This is a genomic window from Uliginosibacterium silvisoli (genome assembly GCF_036017035.1).
Taxonomy (GTDB): Bacteria; Pseudomonadota; Gammaproteobacteria; order Burkholderiales; family Rhodocyclaceae; genus Viridibacterium; species Viridibacterium silvisoli.
Genome location: NZ_JAYXHS010000001.1, coordinates 1,691,617 through 1,711,195, shown reverse-complemented (window position 1 = coordinate 1,711,195; position 19,579 = coordinate 1,691,617). Strand labels below are relative to the sequence as shown.

14 protein-coding genes are annotated in these 19,579 nt (G+C 54.7%); all 14 read right to left on the bottom strand.

The genetic code is table 11. The features are described 5' to 3' along the window. Positions 1 to 243 precede the first annotated feature (243 nt). On the bottom strand, positions 244 to 3,672 hold the full coding sequence (locus tag VVD49_RS07745) for a glycosyltransferase (RefSeq protein ID WP_327598564.1): 3,429 nt from the start codon (positions 3,670 to 3,672) through the stop codon (positions 244 to 246). A gap of 59 nt (positions 3,673 to 3,731) precedes the next feature. Beyond that, entirely contained in the window at positions 3,732 to 6,815 is a 3,084-nt protein-coding gene (gene asnB / locus VVD49_RS07740) for an asparagine synthase (glutamine-hydrolyzing) (protein WP_327598563.1), read from the bottom strand. 27 nt (positions 6,816 to 6,842) lie between these two features. Continuing rightward, positions 6,843 to 8,051: a glycosyltransferase family protein gene (locus tag VVD49_RS07735; RefSeq protein ID WP_327598562.1), complete on the bottom strand. Its 1,209-nt coding sequence runs from the start codon at positions 8,049 to 8,051 to the stop codon at positions 6,843 to 6,845. Positions 8,052 to 8,273: 222 nt separating this feature from the next. Next, complete coding sequence (locus VVD49_RS07730) at positions 8,274 to 9,020, bottom strand: class I SAM-dependent methyltransferase (RefSeq protein ID WP_327598561.1); 747 nt, start codon at positions 9,018 to 9,020, stop codon at positions 8,274 to 8,276. Further along, positions 9,017 to 9,472, bottom strand: coding sequence for a GNAT family N-acetyltransferase (locus tag VVD49_RS07725; RefSeq protein WP_327598560.1), 456 nt, complete (start codon positions 9,470 to 9,472; stop codon positions 9,017 to 9,019). Before VVD49_RS07725 ends, VVD49_RS07730 begins: the two co-directional genes overlap by 4 nt. Beyond that, positions 9,459 to 10,430 (bottom strand): glycoside hydrolase family protein, encoded by a 972-nt coding sequence (locus tag VVD49_RS07720; protein WP_327598559.1) that lies wholly within the window; start codon positions 10,428 to 10,430, stop codon positions 9,459 to 9,461. Before VVD49_RS07720 ends, VVD49_RS07725 begins: the two co-directional genes overlap by 14 nt. A 3-nt stretch (positions 10,431 to 10,433) precedes the next feature. After that, positions 10,434 to 11,396 carry a glycoside hydrolase family protein gene (locus VVD49_RS07715; protein WP_327598558.1) on the bottom strand — a complete coding sequence of 321 codons (963 nt, stop codon included), beginning with the start codon at positions 11,394 to 11,396 and terminating at the stop codon, positions 10,434 to 10,436. 1 nt (position 11,397) lies between these two features. Then, the gene (locus tag VVD49_RS07710) at positions 11,398 to 12,096 is read right to left on the bottom strand and encodes a WbqC family protein (protein ID WP_327598557.1); all 699 of its coding nucleotides are present in this window, start codon (positions 12,094 to 12,096) and stop codon (positions 11,398 to 11,400) included. Positions 12,097 to 12,108: 12 nt separating this feature from the next. Beyond that, entirely contained in the window at positions 12,109 to 13,245 is a 1,137-nt protein-coding gene (locus VVD49_RS07705; protein ID WP_327598556.1) for a DegT/DnrJ/EryC1/StrS family aminotransferase, read from the bottom strand. A 56-nt stretch (positions 13,246 to 13,301) separates the two neighbouring features. Then, entirely contained in the window at positions 13,302 to 14,687 is a 1,386-nt protein-coding gene (locus VVD49_RS07700) for an ABC transporter ATP-binding protein (RefSeq protein WP_327598555.1), read from the bottom strand. Positions 14,688 to 14,694: 7 nt separating this feature from the next. Then, positions 14,695 to 15,504: an ABC transporter permease gene (locus VVD49_RS07695; RefSeq protein ID WP_327598554.1), complete on the bottom strand. Its 810-nt coding sequence runs from the start codon at positions 15,502 to 15,504 to the stop codon at positions 14,695 to 14,697. A gap of 582 nt (positions 15,505 to 16,086) precedes the next feature. Further along, positions 16,087 to 16,827, bottom strand: coding sequence for an SDR family NAD(P)-dependent oxidoreductase (locus VVD49_RS07690; protein WP_327598553.1), 741 nt, complete (start codon positions 16,825 to 16,827; stop codon positions 16,087 to 16,089). A gap of 4 nt (positions 16,828 to 16,831) precedes the next feature. Continuing rightward, positions 16,832 to 18,136 (bottom strand): FAD-binding oxidoreductase, encoded by a 1,305-nt coding sequence (locus VVD49_RS07685; protein WP_327598552.1) that lies wholly within the window; start codon positions 18,134 to 18,136, stop codon positions 16,832 to 16,834. Next, the gene (locus VVD49_RS07680; RefSeq protein WP_327598551.1) at positions 18,133 to 19,569 is read right to left on the bottom strand and encodes a UbiA family prenyltransferase; all 1,437 of its coding nucleotides are present in this window, start codon (positions 19,567 to 19,569) and stop codon (positions 18,133 to 18,135) included. The genes VVD49_RS07685 and VVD49_RS07680 overlap by 4 nt, the downstream gene beginning before the upstream one ends. Positions 19,570 to 19,579 lie beyond the last annotated feature (10 nt).

Sequence of the window (19,579 nt, the reverse complement as noted above, 5' to 3'; positions counted from 1 at the left end):
GATCAATCTGTTCAATAGACTCAGCATCTCGACTTCCCAAGCATTCCAGATTTCAACTGCTAACTATCTCAGCCGACAGTCGGCGCCACAATGGTACGCGCATCGCAACTCCTTACGAACGATCACTCTTCCTCTGGCCGCTCCAGTAATTGGGCCGAAGCTCCACGTATGGCGCAAGATTTATCTGAGGTCGGTGTAACGTAAGCGAACACATGCCAACGCCGAATACACCGCCTCTTGTGTTTAGCTCACTGAGCTTAGAAGCGCGGCCCAGTCTGCCAAATATCTGTCGTAGTTGAAAACGGTCATCCCTGTCTTACGAGCTTCTGCTCCAATTTTCCTCGTTGCCTCCGGATTTCTCATCAAATAGAGAAGCTGCTCCCGTAACTCTGCCGGCTCATTGGAATAAAACCCATTTACTCCATTCTTGATGAACAGATCGACATCATGGTTATTGGCATTGACTGTTACGACACCACACATCATCGGCTCACATCGGGCACGCGGCATCGGTGAGCGGAGCGTGGGGTTGAAATAGACGCTGTACTGGCGGATCTGGTTGACGTAGTTCTTGTATTTGGCAACAGCAAATACGTTATTTACATAGTCAATATCGGGATCTGCAACCATCAATGTTTCAGGCCGGAATTCGTCCGGAAAATCCGAGAAAACCTGTTGATAAACATAATATCCACGATAGTGCGGACGCGAAACAACCAATGGCCCGAGCGGCGACAGTATTCCCTTGCCATACGTAGACGGCAGAAACTCCACAGGATCAAATCCGTGCCATATCACCCGTGACTTGTGAAAACCCCATTCGCGCTTGGCTTGATACGAGTTACAGACAATTTCTATGTCCTTGACGTACTCCACCAAGGCAACCCGGGCAGGCTCAATTACATTCATCAAGTCGGGTTTGTCATACCCCGGCGTGTATTGGCCATGAAATTGCGGCGTTCCGTGGCAGATCGCCACCTTGGGCAATTTGATGTTGTCGACGAACCAGCGGAATGTCGCCCCCCACTCGGGGCCAATCTTGTCGTTGGTGTTTTCGTACGCAAGGACGTTCTCATCGAAATGCAGCAGGGCAAGATCGAACTCCGATTCCTGGACAGCATCGTGGTCGATGAACTGCGCATTCAAAGGAAGTGGTCGATGACCATACTCCCATTGATCACACATGGCTGTACCTGCACCGCGGACGAGGAAGAAATCATGACCACTCTTATACAGCTCATACTGGTGCGGCACATGCCAACGGTATGTCAAGATCCGCAATTTCCGCCCCGAGACAGCCACGTTAAGCGGGCGCGGCGCATCCGAAAAAAGGCTGTTGAGCTCGATCAGATCTTGATTCTCGGCGTGAGCGGGGTCCACCTTTGAGGACCACTCGCTCAGGGTATCGAGTGTTCTCGTCGCCCAGCGGCGTGCAAGATCACGTAACTCGGGGTGCTTGACGAACAGCTTACGGAAATTGCGAATGGATTTTTTCGGCTTTTCGGACTCCGGCACAGATGAGGTGTGAGAGATGTGCACGGAGAAGGCATCGTCGGTGAACTTGATGCCTAGCGCTCGCTTGTACAAGCGATAGCCCATCTCCACGTCTTCCCAGCCGAAACCTGATTTCGGTGAAAGTGAATAGGAAAAGTCCAGATCGAAAAGATCTTCGACAATCGCCGTTTTCTTGATGGAGAAGTTCCGGGTAATGCAGTTCAGGAAACCGTCAAGAAAAACCCGATCCTGCAGATCTGACTCGGATAGTGCCTGTGTGGGGTTCTGCTCCAGCTCACTCAGCTTGATTGCTGGTGGTACGCCGTTCGTCTCGATGTTATGAGGGCCAATGACGACTTCACAATCCAGGTAGGAGTGCGCGTCGACATGCGCTGCCACAAAACCCTTATTCAGCATGCAATCGGAATCAATGATTACAACGATGTCTCCGCTGGCGGCAGCTACTCCTCGATTGCGAGAGGCGCAGTTACCTAGATTCTGATCATTCCGCAGCGTCCGGTAGCCAAGCCTGGGAACGTGAGGCTGGTCTTCATTGCGTGCAAACTCCTCCGCAACGACTGTTTCCGCATCGCCAAAACAATCGTTGACGTAGATGATTTCGATTTCGCCCGCGTACGTTTGATCGAAGTAGGACTTGATAACCCATCTGAGTTGCTCTGCCTTACCGCTCAGAATGGTCACAATACTGACCTTGGGCAGCTGGCGTCTTTGGTATGTGTTCAATACCTCCCCGAGCGGGTGGTACAACTCGCCGCCGAGAATGCCTTGAGGAAGCCGGGTGTTGGCTTGTGGTTTTACGCAGAGCAGGCCATCGGCATAACCGGGAAGGGCGTCCAGCGTCTTCCGCTGCAGCGGCTGCTCGTCAGTCGACACAGCGATAAGCGGCATTTTTTTCTGGCGAGCAAACCTCCCCAGGATTTTTCCTTCTGCGGCATCCAGCTCTGCCGGAAACAACAAAGCCTGGCAGCTGGGGAATGGCTCCAGTCTTGCCAGATCAAGAGGAAGAAGCCGTAGCCGGTCATCACGATTCAATGCCTCTAAAGACTGGCGTTGAATATCGTCAAACCCAACCATGGCATACATGCCTGGCAGGGCTTGAGCGCCGGTGGCGGGGCCAATAGGCTCCCGCAGATAACTGCGAGATGACTGGCCGCTACCGTGGTGCGCAAGTTCAGTGATGAGCGCGACGCCAGGATGTTCGCTCCCGCCCGCCGTCAACGGCGTTATATCTGCGATGGCCTCGCCCCATCTCGGCACTTCGCGTAGGCAGGAAGTACTTTCAGCCCTTGTCCAGACAGCTACAAAATTGGTTTCTGTAGCGTCCGGCGAAGCGATGGCAAGATACAGCTCGCCCCTGTAAACAAAATCCGTTGGCAGTCTCAGCGAATAGCGGGCGTTGTCACCAAGCACTGTTGCTGACACTGTCTCGTGATGCAATAACCCGAAGTCTTTTGAGAAAAGTCGCAAATCCACATGACAATCATTTTGGCGACCGAAGGTCCCAAAAAGAATCGACAGCCGGCCAATTTCGAATGGCCGCGTGTCAAGGGATTGCAGCAAAACGTTTTTTTCTGACACGACAATCGGCGAACCTGCAGATACGGCTTGCAGGCCGGCGACTTTCAAATCATCTGATTCAGCAACGAGCGCAATACCCGGGTATTCACTTCCCCCGGGAGTTGACGGCGTGATATCTGTAATAGCCTTGCGCTGCCTCGGCACCTCGCGCAGACAAGAGGTGATGTCAGCTTTTGTCCAGATGGCTACGCAATTGGTCTCCGTCGCATCTGGAGATGCGATGGCAAGACAAAGCTCATCTCTATACACAAAATCTGCAGGCAGTTTCAGCGAATAGTAGGTGTTGTCATCGAGCTGTGTGGCCGACACTGTTTCATGGTGCAACAACTCGAAATTTTTTGAAAAAAGTCGCACATCCACATTGCAATCATTTTTGCGACCGAATGTCCCAAAAAGAATCGAAATCCGGGCAGTCTTGAAACGTCGCGCGCCGAGGGTTTGCAGCAGCACGGTCTTTCCCGACACGATGATCGGCGAGCCTGCCGATATGACTTGCAGATCGCCAGCGGTCGCGTCACTTGATAGAGTCAGTGCGTGTTTGGTCAGCGACTTGAGTCGCTGCAACGATTTTTTCAACATATTCCAGGAATGCAGAGGCAACTCGCGGATAGCGAGCGGGAGGCAAGTGCCTTATTGTATCAATGCTGAGTCAGACTTCCTGCTTCGCGCAGCCTGGACATGTAGCGATGTGCCGTATCCCCAAGTGCAACGATCCGTCGAGGCGATAGCATGCGGAGATAGCCCAAGAGCGTTGCTGCCTCTTTGCCATACTCATTCCAGGCTGGCCATAGATCTGAGCGGTAGCTCTCCGCGTCGGGCACATAGCGGAGCCATTTGTCGATCCCGCATCGATAGAGGCAGAGATGCTGCACCCTTTCAGGCAAGCCACTCACCGCTTCACGAGAGAGAGGTACGGCTGTTATCAAATGCATAGGCTCATCGCCTAGACAATGCGTTTGCACCAGCTGCGTCAAAGAGGCAAGGTCATCCGGAAGCAACGCGCCTGTGAAGACGACCAGGCCATTCTTGCCCCGCAGGTCAATGACCGACTGAGCAACGACACCTTGCTCGGCATTCATCAAGCGCCGCGTTGCTCCACCATCCGTCACCGGGGCGGGAATTTCCTCGGCATGAAACTCATCCAGCGATGGGTCCGCAGGCGAGATAGTCAGCGTCCGGGGGCCTTGCATTGTCTTGGGCAGCGAGAGCGCGACCCCGTTGCCGAAGATATGGTAACGGCCATCACCCAGAATGTTCAGCGCGTCGTCCCGACGCGGCAAAGGCGGCAACTGGACGCCATCGATGCGAACAGCGTAGCTTGCGAATAAATTGCCCCCATGGGTTGTCAACTTCTTCGCCCGGCTGGACTGGATAACCAAGCGAAGGCTCTTGCCATCTGCAGGCGAGTCATGAAGAGCCTGCCGCATGAGTCTTGTGCGCATGAGCCTGTAGCGCTTCAACCAACCAACCAGCCCTGTGCCCTTCTGTCGAATTGCGATGCGTATTACCTGCCCGTCCGAACGATAGGGGTCGAGGCCGAGCATTTCCGTGACCCCTTGAGTTTGCAGAACATTGAACTCAGTGGCGGCCAGCTTGGGGAGGTCTGCCTGATTGATGAAAAGAAGACTGGCGTTTTTCAGCCAACTGAGGGACGTCTCATCAGGAGTCAAGGGAAGACTCTTGACGACGGTGTCTGATTCCAAAGCGTTTGCTTTTGGAAGGCGTTTTTGAGTCAAGGCAAGACAGAGAATTTCACTCTGATGCAGTGCGCTCTCCAGGTCTGCAACAGCCTTCTTCTCATCAGCTGCCGAAAGAACCGTAGCCGCATAGCAATCGGGCGCAATCTGGCGCGCAAATAGCGTCGCCGCTCCGGCAGTGCGATCCGCTTGCGTCTGGCGGATGGTTGGCGGGAGTTTCGGCAAGGTGACCTTGTGGCTTCGGCACCACGATTCCAGCATTACCAGTCCCCAGACCCGGTACACCGATGAACCGTTGAATTGAGCTTCGTTGCCGACGAAAGATTCAAGGCGGGCTGGTCCAAACACATCCAGAAGGCGGGAGTCTTCGCTGAAAAGCATACGGCGCGTGACCGACCATAGTTCCGCGGGTGCCCACTGGTTGGTCGGAATGGCGAATCCGCGCTTCGGCATGTTTATCAGTTCGGCGGGGAGATAGCGGCAGGCGACACGACGCAGCAACTGCTTGCCGACGCCGTTTGCATACAGGGCTCGCTCACCAAGCCGTTCTGCAAAACGGGCAAGCTCCCGATTCAAGAACGGAGTTCTTACTTCCAGAGAATGACGCATGCTCATGCGATCCATCTTGGGCAGCACGGCACCCGGCATGTAGTTCTCGAGATCGGTTTTGCGCAGACGTGCATGCAACGGCTGCGAAGATGCGTCGAGACCGCTGCGCAATGCGCTCAAATGTGCGGCCAAACCCGATGGGACCTCACTGAAGAGACGGACGATATGCGCACCGGGCGCCACCAGAATGCGATCGGAATAATAAGCCTCGCCCGTACTTCGCGAAGCATTTTCGTTGGCGCCGTCAAACTCCTGGATCGTCGACATGAAGCGGCCATATCCAGCAAACAATTCATCCCCGCCATCGCCCGAGATGGCGACAGTGACATGCTTGCGCGCGAACTCTGACAAGAGGTAGGTTGGCAAGCAGGAGCTATCACCGTTAGGCTCATCCAGAATTTCGCCGATTGTCTGCAGGAACGCGCTGGAGTCGGGCGTGAGGATTTTCTCGTAGTGTTCGGTACCCAGATGCGCAGAGAAAATACGCGCGATCTCGTGCTCGCTTTCCCCCGACCCTTCGAAGCCCATGGAGAAGGTCTTGAGTGGCTCGCCGAGTCGACGTCGGACCAGGGCACACACAGTGGATGAATCGACTCCACCCGAGAGGAAAGCCCCCAAGGGCACATCGGAAATGAGCCGACGCCGCAGACTGGTGACCAACAACTCCTCCAATTCGTCAGCCAACTCATCGTCGTTTCTGTCGAATGCCGCCTCCGGAGACGGATTGAAGCTGAAATGAGTGCCGAAAGTCTTTCCCTCCCGGGAAAGCTTCATCCATTGGCCCGGCAACAGCTTATGAACATTCCGGTAAATTGAACGGGGGCTGCCGATGTACTGGAACATGAGCACTTCGGCCATCGCATCGAGGCTGACTTCGTCGTCAAACCCGGGCAATACCTCCAGCGCCTGCAACTCCGAGGCAAACGCGATGGCGCCGCCAGCCAGCTCGGTGTAATAAAGCGGCTTTTCCCCAAAAGCGTCGCGAGCAAGCAGCAACTCACCAGTTACGGTATCGAAAGCCGCAAAGGCAAACATGCCATCTAGCCAGGACAAAAAATCCGTCCCCCACTGCTGTATGCCGAGAACGAGAATTTCCGTATCGGTACGGCCGCGTGGATGCACGCCAACCGCCGCAAGACGCTCTCTCAGCTCCAGAAAATTGTAGATTTCACCGTTGAAACTAATCCACCAGCGCTGATCTGCTGAGGCCATCGGCTGGCGGCCTGCATCCGAGGTATCGATGATGCTGAGGCGTCGATGTCCAAGCGCACAACGATTCCCGCGATCGGCCCAGATGCCGTCAGCATCGGGCCCGCGATGCACTATCGTCGAAAGCATAGTGCGCACATGGTTGAGTGCGGGCTCCGTGCCGCCTAGCAGGGCACCGTGGTTGTAGAGGCCAGCAATTCCGCACATAGGTCAATCCGTTAACAATTTCGTGAGTTACATCAGCTTGAGACCAAGACGCTCAAGGAGTTGTCGAGCGCAAGCATCGGGGGAAAAGCTCGCTCGCATGTAGTCCCCTGCCCGCTGCCCGATCATTGTGCGTTTCGAAGGCTCCGAATACAGCGCCCATAACGCATCGCATATCTCTTCCGGCGTTGCCGCGTCCAGAAAGGGGCGCGGTTCCGGGTAATAGGTACCCAAACATTCCAGCCGAAAGTTCGCGAGTACGACTCGCCCTAAAGTCAGCGCATCAATGGTTACCATGCCAGGCATGGATGTTCCAAACTGATCGCAGACAACGTCGGCATTGACTATCTCCTCATAAAAACCCACATGGGAGAGTTCATCGAGCCATACGACATCGGCAGCAATATCAAGCTCGGCAATCAGTTGCCTCGTGCGCTCCACGTCGTAACCTTTATTGACCAAGCGCAGTTGTCCTTCCCCGCCTTTCGACCGAAAAGCGGCAAAGCCCTTGATAAGCAAGTCGGTTCCTTTGTGATCAAGGTCCGAAAAGCCGGGCGGCAGCGGTCTATGCCAAATAATGCGGGCTCCGTTCAGTATCCGCATACGACGTCTCGGGGAGAAAGGGCGACTCTTGAGATCATCGGTGTCTGCTATGCGCAAGGCAAAACGCCTGGAGTCCTCAAGGCCGACCCCCAGAGACCTGAGCATTGCATCTCCCTGCGGAACGACACCCGGGGGCATGAAATTAATGGCGTCAGCTCGTCGTATTCCTTCGCGCTGAGCATCGATTGCGTGACGAATACGCTCGACGATTTTTTGGCCCGCGGGTGTATCAAACCATTCGGCCGGCCAGCCAGAGGTAGCCTCGTTGAGAGCCTCATCGGAGGCGTGATAAAGCAGATCAGAGCCGGTGAGCATCGCCAGCACCGGGCAGTCGAAGCGCCCGTCATTGAGCGCCAGACCAACGTCATTCAAAATGACTGCGTCCAGGCCATCGCCAAGAAAACGCATTACTTCTGGTATCAACGGGCTTTCCGTTACGAGGTAGCTTGAAGTCAGTGCCGCGAAGTCTGCTATCCAAGCGGGGTAGCCTTTTTCGAGCTCGCGGTCTTTCGACTCCGGTCGATGTAGCGCTTCTGGCCGATTAACCACCAAGCGGATTTCGCATCCAAGCCGTTTCAGCGCCTTGGCCAGCATAAAAGGCGAATTATTGGTGTTCCCGAAAATACCGATCTTCACAACAAAGCTACCATCGTATGTTAACTTGAACCACGTTATCTAACGCAATTGACAGCGCACCGCCTCCTACACAAAAGCCCGAAGGTTAGCTAATTCGACATTAATGCACGGGCAGAGAGCCGCAGCACATCCCCGCAAGGCTCCCCCTGAGCTCTCGGCCCATGTGTGCTCACTACGCTCCGGGCGCATATGGCATTAGGCTGGAGCCCCACCAAGTCAGCCTCACGGCCGCCCCTTTTCACACAGCAGAAAAATACTCGAGCAGAGGTCCGGATACTGCTGGCCAAGAGCGTAACAACCGTCCAGATATTCTGGAGAAATGATGTCGGTCTTAAGCAGGCGATCCCACTGGAAATTGGCCAGAGCCTTGAAGAAGATGCCTGAGCGATACACGACCCGAAGACCCGCCGCTACGGCATCACGCTCCAAAGTGTCCAGCGAATAAGTAATGCGATGCCCGTGTTCGGCTTCAGCGGGCGTCACTGCAGCATTGTGCGAAATCAGTCCCATCTTCACGGCAATCTGCCGCGACGGTGCATTGGCGTTCGGGCATACAAGGAAGAAACGTCCTCCGTCAGCCAACCATTCGTCGTTGACGCGCTTCAGAACTCGAACTGGATCATCGAGATGTTCCAAGACGTGGGTCATCACGATATTGTCGTATTTGCTCGACAGCTTTACCTCTTCGAATAAAGCGTTAAAGTAGTGCAAGCCACGTCCCAGTGTTTGCCTCGCTTCGGACATGGCTTCGCTAGATGCCTCAACGCACGTTACATCGTCAAAGTATTGCAAAAAACGACGAGTAAACTGCCCCCGATAACTCCCTAGCTCCAGCAACTTTCCAGGCCGAAAGAAAGGCTGGAAAGAGCGAATCATATACGGGTGCATTACGTCGAGATCGAAACCGTAGGCATATTGATGGCCCGCAGCGTCACGTATCTCCGCGTTATAGTCACGTTTCTGACTCATTCTTGCCCCCTAAGATCCAACGTCATATTCAACATACCGTCCGCTTTGCGAGCAGTAACAAATTGATATTTTTCATACAAAATTACGGCGACCACATTGCGCTCCGAGACGACTAAATTGAGGCGTGAAAACCCCAAATTTTTTACGTGTGTTATGCACTGATTTAGCAGTCTCGAGGCAATCCCTTCACCTTGCCATGCTGATAGCACACTAACATTTGAAACAAATGCAATTTCTTTGTCTGGCGAGTTGCAATAGGCGGCAGCCAACCCGATGAGCTCACCATCACCCCATGCCTCGAAACATAGTGCATTTATTGCAATCTTCTCTGCGTAACTGGAGATATCCACTCTTTCATTGAGCGCCGGAAAGAACGCCGCGTTACAAGCAAACAAATGCTTGCCGATTTGTGCCGCACTGGCTTTGCCTTGCGCGAATTTAATTTGACCCATGCCCTTCAAGCTTCGCCAAGCCAAAACCGTAGCGACCAAACTCGTTACCGTTGTAAAGCAAGTAGATGTCGCCATCACACTCAAAAACATTTGGGTAACACTGCATGTCACTGTCCCAAGAGTTGTCGGTGCCCTCTAGGCCAGGATCGTCATCATCGCGCGTCCAATTTTTCAAGTCGTCAGACCACGCATGGCCGATGCGATAGCCTCGCCCTTTAACCGTTCGAAAATCGAACGACTCACGGTAGCAAAAGAACATATGATAGCGATTGCCAATCCGAACAACACTCGGCAGCGCTTGGCTTTCGCTATCTCCCAATCGGTCAGCGATAATTTGGCGCGCTTCTTCCTTTTGCCACCCTATCCCGTCTTCCGAGACGGCATGGCCAATCTTGTAAGTACGATCCGGCGCAGAGTCCGTGGCATATCTTTGCCATCCAGTGCCGAAGATGTACCACATGTGATAGACGCCATCGATAATTTTGACAAAACCATCACCAACCAGGCAGGGCTCGTGAAGCGATGCAGTGAGAACCGGGCCGTCGCCCATGCGTTGAAAAGTTTGACCGTTATCCCTGCTTATTGCCAAACCAATGGCCGTATCAACCGATACCGATACCCGTCTAGTCCAGCCTGTAGTGTAGGCTCGGATATATTCACCATCTCGAACCACGTTGATTGGAAAAACACCGTGTTCGTCAAAACAGCCTAGACCGCCAAGTGGCAGCACGGTCTGTTCGGCGACGTTGATGACATCGCGTAGATTCTTAGCCATGTCAACGTAAGCAACATGGCTGAGGTATTTCCCGTTCGTGTGATCTACCGCGCGAGTGGAGAAATAAACCCGCACAAAATTATCAAACACCAGTGCTTGAGGCGACTGTGCGAATAGCTGACAGTTGTTTGGCAGGATGTGTTCGCTGGGATTAAAAATTTGTCCAAGCTTATGCCATTTCATAAGCTACTCCAGGCGACCATTGAGTTCCGCCAAGCCGAAACCATAGCGTCCGACCTGATCACCGAGGTAAGCCATATAAGTCTTTCCATCCAATTCGAACACGTGGGGGTAACTGACCATTTCTGCATCCCACCCTTCTTCTGAAACGTCGATTCCAGCCTTGGTGTCGTCGCGCGTCCACGTGATCGAATCCGCGCTGGAAGCATAGCCGATACGATAACCATTTTGCTTTCCCCGATAATGACTGCTGCGGCGGTAACAGAAGAACATGTGGTACTTTCCGTTAGCGTAAATCACATCTGGACTAGCTTGCGCCTCATCTTCCTCGATACGACTGGGAATCAGATCCTGGTTATGTTTGTGCCAGACCAGACCGTCCGGTGACGTCGCCAGACGTATTTTGTAAACAGGCTCGGCCCGCCCATCGACCATTTTCCATTTTCTCCCCGCAATATAGAACAGCTGCCACTGGTCATTGAATCGACGTATTTTTGGCCCACTAATGACAAATGGTTCATCGAGTGTGTGGCCCAGCACAGGCCCATTGCCTTGCTTTTCGAAAGTACAACCACCATCGCGACTCAAAGCGACACCTATAGCCACGTTGAAAGGCACTGATTCACATCGAGTCCAGCCCGCGTAGTACGCCCTGACAAGGCCTTTGTCGCGCGTCACTGAAACAGGATACGTTCCAAACTCGTCAAACTCACCCACTTTTCCGAGGGGAAGAATGGGGCTTTCGGACACCCTTTTTATCTTAAAAAGATCAGTACGATCCAAATCAACCCAGGCCGAGTAGCTAACATACTGTCCATTGGCATCCGCCTGAGGGCGGCACGAAAAATATATCCGCACCGCATCATCCATTATCAGCGTAGCGGGAGCTTGCGCGAATTCGCTGAGCCAGGGACGGCCCGTTATTTCCTGTGGAACAAATACTTTTCCGAGTTTTTTCCAGTAAAACATTTCAGATCAGATCGTAATTTCCCGAGATATATGCAGCCACGGTCTCGATTGGATTGAACATGAGCACATCCACAATTGATAGCCAAGGCACAAATGGCGCACCAAATTGAGAATAAACAAAGGGCTTTGGACGGAGAAAGTTCAACGCTATTCCTTGCGTACGAAACACTGACGGGGAATACAACTCGATTCCGCCTATTGAGTTGATATAAGTATCCGCACCACGCGCTAGACATAGCGCAAGCACCTTATCTTGTGCCTTGAGGTCATGATCGACGGGGATTTCCGACGAAATGCAAATGCGCGTCTTTAGGCCCAGATGTTTGCAAGTCTCCAGTATCGAGTGCTGAATGTAGCAAAAAAGATTGCGCTCCTCGCAACGCACAACTCGCTCTAGAAACGCAAAATTTTGCGCGAAGTACGGAGCACTGGCATAGGCGCCCCGAAACTGATTAAGCAATTTCTCGCGGTTAAAACTCACGGCAAGCTCTCGTTGCACCACGTCCAGAGTGTCCGAGTCATTCTTTAGCGGCAGAGAGAAGGTGGCATCCGACCCGTTCAACAGGAAACGATTGCGATTGATCCACCCTTTCTTCGTATACTTGATGTTGTCATATACAACAAACTCATCCACCGCCCCTATCAATTGAAAGTAGCCAATGTAGGGCAGGAAGTAGGGTTGCATGATGGCAAGCTTCATGACCTTTACGCCTCAGGGATGCGCGATGATCTTGGCGACTTCCTTGACGCACTCCAATTCGAGCGCCGGGTAGATCGGCAGGCAAAGGATTTGCTCAGCTGCTCTGACGGCCATGGGAAGATTGTCGTGGCGGGCGGAAGGAAGCCCACGATACATGGGGAAGTCGGAAATCAGTGGATAGAAATATCGACGTGGATGAATGTCAACCTCTTTCAGGCGGTGATACAGGCCATCGCGACTGAGTTGGTAGTCAGCGCCAACCAGGATGGGGAAATAAGCATAGTTTCCCTCCTTCCCGTGCGCACCCTGCAGACACCGGATTCCCGGAACGCCACTGAGCAACTCGCGGTAAGTGGTATCGATCGCCTTACGACGAGCGATGATTTCACGGAATGTTTTAAGCTGTACCAGCCCCATGGCGGCATTGATCTCAGCCATCTTCCCGTTAATGCCAGGCGCATCAACAGTCGTTTCATCGACAAAACCAAAATTCTTCAATTGATCAATGCGGTGCTTGGTCGACGCGTCCGGGCAGATGATGGCGCCACCCTCGAAGGTGTTGAACACTTTGGTAGCATGGAAGCTCAATACGGACAGGTCCCCATGGCGCAGCAGACTGCCTCCCTCGTCACTCACGCCAAAAGCATGGGCAGCATCGTAAATAACCTTGAGGTTGTAGTTATCTGCAATCGACTGGATTGCATCGACGTCGCATGGGTGACCATAGCAATGAACGGGCAGGATTGCGGTCGTCTGTGGTGTTATGGCCGCCTCGATTTTTTCTGGATCAAGATTCAGGGTATCCGGATCGATATCAACGAATACCGGCTTGATTCCGTTCCACAATAGCGAGTGTGAGGTGGCGACGAACGAGTAGGGAGTGGTGATGACTTCACCGGTGACGCGTAGGGATTGCAGCGCAGTAACCAAAGCGATCGTGCCATTGGTAAACAGCGATAGGTGCTTGACACCGAGAAACTCACATAGAGCTTCTTCAAGCTGGTTATGGAATGCCCCACAGTTCGTGAGCACCTTGCTATCCCATATCTGCTTCAGGTATGGAATAAACTCTTCCAGGGGAGGAAGGTAGGGCTCGGTAACATTTACTCTTTTTTTCATCGGACCAAAATCGATATTGCAATTGGCCATCCGTGACATGGCTGGGGAATGAGGGCTACGCCCGTTCCATCTTCGCTGCGAAACGCCTAAGCTGTCAGTGCCGAATCAGCTAGAACGGTGATACTAAGGTCGGCAGGTAACGCGACAAAACCGTCAATCATACCCTCCCGCCTGGGGGCAACCTTGAATTCATAGGCATGGGGCACCAGATCGATGGAGACCCAGTCGTCCCCTGGGTTCAAGGGCGGGTGATTCAGGCCAACGAGCAAGCCGTATTGCGTGTGCAATAGCGGCATGCGAACTGACCATTCGAAACAGTAGGTTTGCCCAGCAAGATACTCGCGATTCATTTGGTTTTGCAGGCGGGTATCCATAAAAACAACGTCCGAGCCCTGCACGGTTCTGAACGTCATACCCTGATTCACATTGCGCAGAGTTGTATTGAAGCGTACGTAGACCCGGATAGTGGCCAGCTCGTCAAAATTGAAGTCGACAGTGTGTGCTCCGTTCCGGAGCATCTGAACATTGATTATCTCAGCCGTTCCGTTACCAACCCGATTGTTTTCGGCGCGCTCTCGAAATGACCCTATCCCGAACGCCATGTCATTGCCGACGTCGGCACTCGACAGGGGTTGGGCTGGTACTGGCTCGGAAGCGGGGCAGGAAGGGGGCGCTGCATTGCGAGTCTGGGCGACGCGATTCCGTTCTTCCAGCTGGATCTTCACGTATTGATCGGACACTTTCGCCGCCAGGCCATTGGCGATGAGTTGACCTTTCTCGATCAATACGGCGCGCGAGCACAATTGGCGCACGGAACCAATATCGTGGCTCACGTAAAGCAGGGTGACGCCCTGACTTACAAGCTGGTTGATACGGGTCATGCACTTTGCCTGAAAGAACATGTCACCCACGGAAAGCGCCTCATCCACGATGAGAATTTTGGGCTCGATCGAGGTTTGGACGGCAAAGGCAAGCCGCATGATCATGCCGGAACTGTATGTCTTGGCGGGCTGGTCGAGAAAGTCTCCGATATCCGCAAAGCTCGCTATTTCGTCAAACTTGTTTTCAGCCTCTGTCCGGGACAGGCCAAGGATTTGAGCGTTATGGAACACGTTCTCCCGCCCGGTAAATTCGGGATTGAATCCACTACCGAGCTCCAGCAAGGCAGTGATCCGCCCACTGATCGACACCTCGCCACTGCTGGGAGTCAGCGTGCCGGCAATGATTTGAAGCAAAGTGCTTTTGCCTGCCCCATTCCGTCCCAGGACCCCCACTGCTTCACCAGGATTGATCTCGAGGTTAATGTCATGGAGCGCCCAGTGCTCCCGGAACAACGCGGGATGATTCTGCTTTCCCAGCCAAGGGCCCAAGCGCTCCCGCAGAGCCTGCTTGAAGCGATCCTTTGGATTGTCATAGATCCGGTAGCACTTGTTGATTGCTTCCAGTCGGATCACGGAATTGCTTGAAGTCATTTTTACCCTATACGACATCGGCAAAGGCCGGCCGGGTTTTTTCGAACACACTTAGCCCCATCAGCGCCACGCCGGTCCCAATCAGCAGACTCAGTAGCCACGGCTCCAAGCTGGGAAGCTGCCCCAGCACCACTACTTTGCGTATATCTTCGATCGGCAAGGTAATGGGGTTCAGCATCAGTAAGTGTTGGGCAAATTGAGGGGCAGATTCAGTGGAGTAAAACACTGGGCTGAGGAAAAGCAGCATCGACATGAGGATTCCGATGAATTGCTCGATGTCGCGGAAAAACACGCCTAGCGCGGCTACCAGCCAGGCACAGCCGATTGCAAACAGCACAAGCGGAAGCAGCACCAGGGGCAAGAGGACGATGGTCCAATGCACGCTGTGTTTAAAGACCAATACCATCAGCAGCAATAGCGCAAAGCTGACTGTTGCGTTGAACAAAGCCACGAACAAACTGCTGACCGGCAATAGTTCGAGCGGAAAGACTACCTTCTTGACGTAGTTGGGGTTGTTGACAATCAAGAACGGTGCCTTGCTGACCGTCTCGGCAAAGATCGCGTGGACTATCAGACCGCAATAAAGCATGGGCACGAAGTCCGTGAGGTCGCCTTTGCCTCCCCAGCGAGAGCTGAAGACCCCTCCAAAAACAAAGGTGTAGACGCCCAGCATCATCATTGGATAGAGCACGATCCACAACTTGCCCAGCATGGATGCGCGGTACTTCACTTCGATATCGCGCCTGGTAAGTGAGCGCAACAAGTCTCTGTGCTGATAGACAGAGCGTAATGCAAAACCAATGGAGTAATTTGTCATGCGTGACTCATATAGCTTTTGAAGCAATCCATCCACCGAGAAATGCCCTCCGGCAAACGAAGGGTTTTCGGTTCGAAGCCCACACCCTGCGTCAATGCCTCTGCATCGGCGTACATGCAGCTACGCCCCTCTTCATGGGGCAGGACGTCCGTGGCACTTACCACCAGCGGCCTCGATGGCGCCGACGAAAGTCATCAGCCTCAAGGCGCGTGATTGCCAATGTTGTATTGGGTCGGGGTCTGGCTTCCAGCCGGGTCAGGCTCAGCATTGTACCCGGGAGAGGGCCTGGCCTCCCTCGGTTTCGTTCTTCCCTGGGACGATCTTCCTGCTACCTGTTCTTGGCTCTCCTGCAGGCAGACCCAGTCGTTAACGGAGCGGGATCCCGTCATCGAAGGTCGAGTGCGTTCGCTTGCAGTTGTAGAAGACTTCAATGCATTCAAGGCAGCCAAACCCGTCGACCTTTGAGAGTCACGAATATTGGCTCAAGCGCTCTGGTAGCCATCCCGTGGCTACTTCACGAGCAATCTGGCCGCTCTCATCAAGCCTCGATCCATGACAGAGGGCTGGGACATGAACGAGCGCTTAGATATTCAGGCGATTGAAGATCACCGTGGGCAGCGCGCGGATCACCGCCATGATGATCCGCCACTTGAACGGGGCGTAGATGACCGGCTTGCCCGCTTCGACCCCGCTCACTATGGCTGCCGCGACATCCTCGGGCGCTGCCAATTTCACGCCACCCTTCAGATGGGCAGTCATGGGCGTGTCGGTGGGGCCGGGCTTGATGGTGATGACGCGAACGCCAGTCCCGGCGAATCTGTGGCGCATGCCTTCCAGGTAGCGATCGACCAGCGATTTGGCCGCGCCATAGACGTAGTTGGAGCGCCGCCCACGGTCACCTGCCACTGAGCCGATGACCGCTATGGTGCCCTGGCCCTTTTCAGCCATGCGCCTTGCGAAAGCTTCGGCAAAGAGAACCGGAGACAAGCCATTCACTGCCAAGGCCTCGCGTGCGACGACGAGGTCTTGTTCGCAGGCCTTCTGATCTGGCAGAGTCCCGTGCGCAATCAACACCAGATCCTGTGCGCCGCCCTCTGCATCGAGATCATCGACAAAGGACGCAATCGCGCGGGCATCGGCAAAGTCGGTGACCTTGCAGACGATGCTGGATTGCGGGCTCCGCACTCGCAGGTCAGCGGCAATCCGCTCCAGCCGGCTCAACTCGCGACCGACAAGGGTCAAGGCCACAGCTTCTCTCACCCAGAGCCGCGCGCTCTGCTCGGCGATGAGCGAAGTTGCCCCAATAATCGCGATACGTTTCACCTTGTCAGCTCCCCATCAGTCTGCGTGACAGCGCGGAACTGATCCCGGCATCACGAAATTTTGAAAACTCTTCCAGCCCCGGATAACCCGCCTGGAACATGGCCTGCGGCATGCGCGCATCCTTGGCGGGATAGAGCCGGCCCTTCGCTTCCATTACGATCGCATCCAGTTGCGCGAACAACTTGTGGGTGGGCTCTCCCTTGTTGGGAAAATCCAGTGCCAGCGTGGCCCCCGGTCGCGGGAAACTGAGAAGGCCGGGTGACTCCCTGTCACCAAAGGTTTTCAACACAGCCAGGAAAGAGCCACTTCCCGAACGGGAAACGACCTCAAGCATCGCTTGCACGGCGTCGCGCGCCACATCACGCGGCACAACGCTCTGATACTGGAAGAAGCCCTTCGGACCGTACATGCGATTCCAGTTGGGCACGTTGTCGAGCGGATAGAAGAAGGGCTCGTAGTGCGCCTGTTGCCGCCCGGCACGATGCTTCTTCAGGTTAAAATACAGCGTGTTGAATGCGCGCAACGAGGGGCCATTCACGAGTGACACCGGGGGTACGACAGGCATGCCTGCCCCAACCTTCGCGGGCGCGGGAATGTCCGTTCTCGTCGCGGGATTCCCGCGCATGAAAACCCCCCTGCCGCTTCGATCCAGACAATCGATCCACGAGACCGTGTGCTCCCACCCGCTCTCCGAGCCATCTGCGAGCGTGAAAAACTCATCCAGACCGGCATACGGTATGGTCTCGGTATCCAGCCATGGGCCACTCGTCCGCCGTAGCTGGATCTGCACTTCCGTCATGACGCCGGTCAACCCCAGCCCCCCGACCGTTGCGGCAAACCACTCCGCATGCTCCGACGGGCCGCAGTCGATGATCGATCCGTCAGTTCGCACAAGACGTATGCGTTTGACATGATCACCGAAGGAACCGAGCACGTGGTGATTCTTGCCATGCACGTCGTTGGCAATCGCGCCTCCGACAGTAATCAGTTGCGTGCCAGGTGTCACGGGCAGGATCCAGCCACGCGGAATGACCAACCTCTGGATGTCACGCACCAAAGCCCCGGCTTCACACACCAGAAGCCCGCTCTGCTCGTCAAAACTGACGAAACGATCGAGACCGGTGGTCTTCCAGAGCGTGCCGCCATCATTCAGACAGACGTCGCCGTAACTGCGCCCCATGCCGAAGGCAAGACCAGCTCCTTGTCCCGTTCGCAGCAGATCCGGCACCGCAGTTGCGTCGCGCAACGCGACTATGTGATGCAAAGGCTGTGCAAGACGGCCCCAGGAAGACACTGGCATCGTTGTCATGCAACGACTCCCAGCACTAACGACGCAATGAAAATGCCCCCCACGCAGAGACTGGTCCGATCCTTTATGGCAAAGACCACCGGATCATCATGCATCTCCCCTCGATGCGTCTTCAGCCACACCCAGCTGATCCAGAACATCACTGCAGGCACGGCCCCCCACATCCATTCAGGAGCTTGGTAAAGCGCTCGCATGGCGTCGCTGTTCAGGTAGAGCGCCAAGACGACCACGGCCGCATAACCTGATGCCAGCCCCAGAGTCTGAACAAGCGGCGCATCGGCGACCTCATAACCTCGTCCGTGAGCCTTTTCGCGTCCGCGCTCCTTCATGAGATCCAGTTCGGCATAGCGCTTGACGAAGGCCAGCGAGAGGAACAGGAATACCGAAAAGGCCAGCAACCAGAAGGAAACCTCATGCCGGACTGCGGCAGCACCGGCCACGATACGCAGAGTGTACAGCGCAGCGAGCGTGAACCCATCCACCAGCACAAGCTTCTTCAGCCCGAGAGAATATGCCAGCGTCACAGCAAAATAGACTCCCAGCCATAACAGGAAATGCGAGCCGACCAGCGTCCCGACAGCGACGCTGGCTGCCAGTAGCAGCGGCGTAGCTGCACAACCAACCCAGATCGGAATGCGTGCCGCCGCAAACGGGCGCAACCGCTTGCGCGGGTGCTGTCGGTCACTCTCCAGATCAAGCAAGTCGTTCGAAATATAGACAGACGAAGCGCAGAGACTGAAAGCGATGACGCCCAGCAACACCTGTGCAAACAGAGCGAAGGACAACTGGTGAGCCGCCAGCATGGGGACGAACAGTAGCCCGTTCTTCAACCATTGATGCACCCGCAGCATGCGCCGCCAGTCATGGAAATTCGGCTTGACCGCTGCAAATTCGCGCTCGACTGTCGTGGCCTGCTGCGCCGCCTTCGACACACGGGCACTGGCCGACACCACAACCCCCCGGCGCGCCGAGCCCCATACCGTCAGGTCTGGCGTTGCATTTCCGGCGTAGTCAAACCGGCCCTTGCCAAAACGCTGCTCCAATGCGGCAGCCTTATGGCGCCCCGCCATATTGATCGAGCCGTCGCTCGCCACCACTTCATCGAAGAGACCGAGATGCTCATTGATCGAGTGCGCGAAGCGTTCGTCGCTGGCTGTTGCCAGCACCAAGCGACGCCCCGCGCTACGTTCGCTTCGCAGCCATGCAATCAAAGGCTCGTTGTACGGCAGGCTGCGTGGATCCATCTGTACGCGAGAGGCTATCTTGCGCTTCAACGCAGCCTTGCCCGCCAGCAACCAGAACGGCAGCCGCAAGACGTTCAACGGATTGTCAGCAAGCAGGACCATCACGGATTCGTGCAGCATGTCCGTGTGGATGAGCGTGCCATCAAGGTCGACACACAACGGCACGCCTGGATCAAATTCTTGATTCATGGAATCGTTC